Source organism: Mycobacterium sp. TH-M15 (assembly GCF_057473705.1).
Genome location: NZ_JBYCLB010000333.1, coordinates 1 through 2,972, shown reverse-complemented (window position 1 = coordinate 2,972; position 2,972 = coordinate 1). Strand labels below are relative to the sequence as shown.

At 73.4% G+C, this 2,972-nt stretch carries 2 protein-coding genes; both read left to right on the top strand.

What is annotated here, in order from left to right:
* Window positions 1–1,649 (top strand): beta-ketoacyl reductase (locus AC2VNT_RS08095; RefSeq protein ID WP_486946365.1); only part of this gene is annotated, 1,649 nt, incomplete at its 5' end.
* Window positions 1,650–1,651: 2 nt separating this feature from the next.
* Window positions 1,652–2,972 (top strand): condensation domain-containing protein (locus AC2VNT_RS08090; RefSeq protein WP_486946364.1); only part of this gene is annotated, 1,321 nt, incomplete at its 3' end.

The following is a 2,972-nucleotide window of genomic DNA, read 5'->3' as shown; positions in this document are numbered from 1 at the left end:
CGGCCGCGTCGCTGGAGTCGGCCGCGACACTGGGCCCGGTGAGCGTGCTGTACCTGCTGCAGGCGCTGTCGGCGGCCGGCTGGGCCTCCGCGCCGCGGCTGTGGCTGGTGACCGGCGGGGCGCAGGCCATCGACCCGGCGTCTCGCGGACCGGTGTCGATCGCCCAGGCGCCGGTCTGGGGGATGGGCCGCAGCATCGACCACGAGCACCCGGAGCTGCGTTGCAGCTGTGTCGACCTGTCGGCGGCCGCCGGCCCGGACGAGCTGGCCGCGCTGGCCCGGGAGGTCTGGGCGGACGGCGGCGAGACCGACGTGGCGCTCCGCGGCGACCAACGCTATGTCGCGCGGCTGGCCCGCTACCCGGCCACCGGCGCGGCTTCGGCCGATGAGGCCGGCGTGCGCGGCGACGGCACCTACCTGGTCACCGGCGGGCTCGGCGCGGTCGGCGGCGTGGTGGCCGGCTGGCTGGTCGAGCACGGTGCCCGGCACCTGGTGCTGACCGGCCGCAGTGCGCCGTCGGAGTCGGCGCAGGCGATGCTGGACGGGCTGCGGGCCGCCGGCGCCGAGGTGACCGTCGCCCGCGGTGACGTCGCCAAGTTCGAGGACATGGCGTCGATCCTGGAATCGATCGGTGCCTCGATGCCCCCGCTGCGCGGGGTGGTGCACGCCGCCGGCACCGTCGACGACGCGATCCTGCAACGTCTCGACGAGCGGCAGCTGCGCGATGTGCTGGCGCCCAAGGTGCAGGGTGGCTGGAATCTGCACACCCTGACCCGGGACGCCGAGCTGGACTTCTTCGTGCTGTTCTCGTCGGCGGCGTCGGTGCTGGGCTCGCCCGGTGCGGCCAACTACGGTGCGGCGAACGCTTTCCTGGACGCGCTGGCCTGGCACCGGCGGGCCCAGGGCCGGCCGGCGTTGAGCGTCAACTGGGGTCCCTGGGCCGAGCTGGGCTTCTTCACCCGGTCCGAGCTGCACCGCCACTTCTCCTACTACGGCGTCGAGGCGATCCCGGCCGACGAGTACCTGGAGGTGCTGTCGGCCCTGCTGCGGCCGCAGGCCCAGGCCGTCTCCCAGGCCATGGTGCTCGACATCGACTGGTCCCGGTGGCGCCCGGGGGCGCAGCCGTCGCTGCTGGCCGAGCTGCGGTCGAGCGCCGCAGCGGCCGGCGGCGCCGACGGGAACGGCGAAGCCGGCGGTCTCTACCACGCGCTGCGGGCCGCGGCGCCGGAGGAGCGGCACCGGCTGCTCGCCACCCACCTGCGCGATCTCATCGCCGGTAAGCTGGGCCTGGCGCCGGCCGGCCTGGATGTCGACGCGCCGCTGAACACCCTCGGTGTGGACTCGCTGATCACCCTGGAGCTGCGCATCCAGGTGGAACGCGAACTGGGGGTGGTGGTGCCGGTGGCACGCCTGCTGGACGGTCCGAGCGTGACCAGCCTCGCCGGCTGGCTGGCCGGTCAGCTGGCCGAGATGACCGGGCCCGAACCGGGCGCCCCGGCGAACGGGGACTCGCCCGCCGCCGAGCCGGTGCCGTCCGACGAGATGGAGCTGCTGGCGCAGGTGCCCGAGCTCTCCGACGACGCGGTCGACGAGCTGCTCCGGAAGGTGTTGTCCGAACGCGGCGGCGGTGACCCGAAGGCAGGAGGGTAGCGATGACCGATCAGCCGGCCGACATCTCCAAGCTCTCACCGGACGAGAAGCGGGCACTGCTGGCCCAGCTGCTGATGCAGGAGGCGGCCGAGTCGGCACCGACACACCCGCTCTCCTACGGGCAGCGGTCGCTGTGGTTCGTCCACAAGCTGGCGCCGGTCAGCGCCGCCTACACCATCGTCTACGCCGGCCGGATCAGCGGCGAACTCGACGTGCCGGTGCTGGAGCGCGCCGCCCAGGCGCTGCTCGACCGGCACCCGATCCTGCGCACCACCTACACCGAGCGGGACGGGCAGCCGGTCCAGGTGGTGCACCCGCACCTGCCGATGCGGATCGCCCGGGGCGACCTGGCATCCGACGACGAGCTGGACGGCTGGGTGCAGCGCGAGACGGACCGGCCGTTCGACCTGACCATCGGCCCGGTGCTGCGGCTGACCCTGCTGCAGCGCGCCGCCGACGATCACGTGCTGTTGATGGCGGTGCACCACATCGCGGTTGACTTCTGGTCCATCGACGTCATGCTCGACGAGCTGCGGCTGCTCTACGCCGCCGAGCACGGCGCACCCGCGCCGCCGATGCCGGCCGAACGCTACGTCGACTACGCCGACCAGCAGACCCGGATGCTCGCCGGCCCGGAGGGCGAACGGCTCTGGGAGTACTGGCGTGACCAGCTCGCCGGCGAGCTGCCGACGCTGCGGCTGCCCACCGACCGGCCCCGCCCGGCGGTGCAGACCTATCACGGTGCGCTGTACCGCTTCGACATCGACAGCCGGATCACCGCCGGACTCAAGCAGGCCGGCCGGGCGGTCGGCGCCACCCCGTACATGACGCTGCTGGCCGGCTACGCCGCGCTGCTGTACCGCTACACCGGGCAGGACGACGTGATCGTCGGCTCGCCGTTCGCCTGCCGGGACCGGGCCGGGCTGACCGGCCTGGTCGGATACCTGTCCAACCCGGTCGCGCTGCGCTTCGGCCTGGCCGACGCCCCGACGTTCACCGCTCTGCTCGGCCAGGCCAAGGAGACGGTGCTGGGGGCCATCGCCCACCAGGACTACCCGTTCCCGCTGCTGGTCGAGCGGCTGCACCCGCCCCGCGACGCCGGCCGCACCCCGGTCTTCCAGGTCTCGTTCGCCTGGGAGCAGGCCCGGCTGTTCGACGAGGGCCCGGGCGCCGAGTCCGGCAAACTCGGCCTGCAGACCCTGCACATCGGGCAGGGCGGCGCCCCGTTCGACCTGCTGATGCAGGTCTCCGAGCAGGGTGACGAACTGCACTGCGCGCTGCAGTACAACACCGACCTGTTCGACGCCGCCACCATCGAGCAGA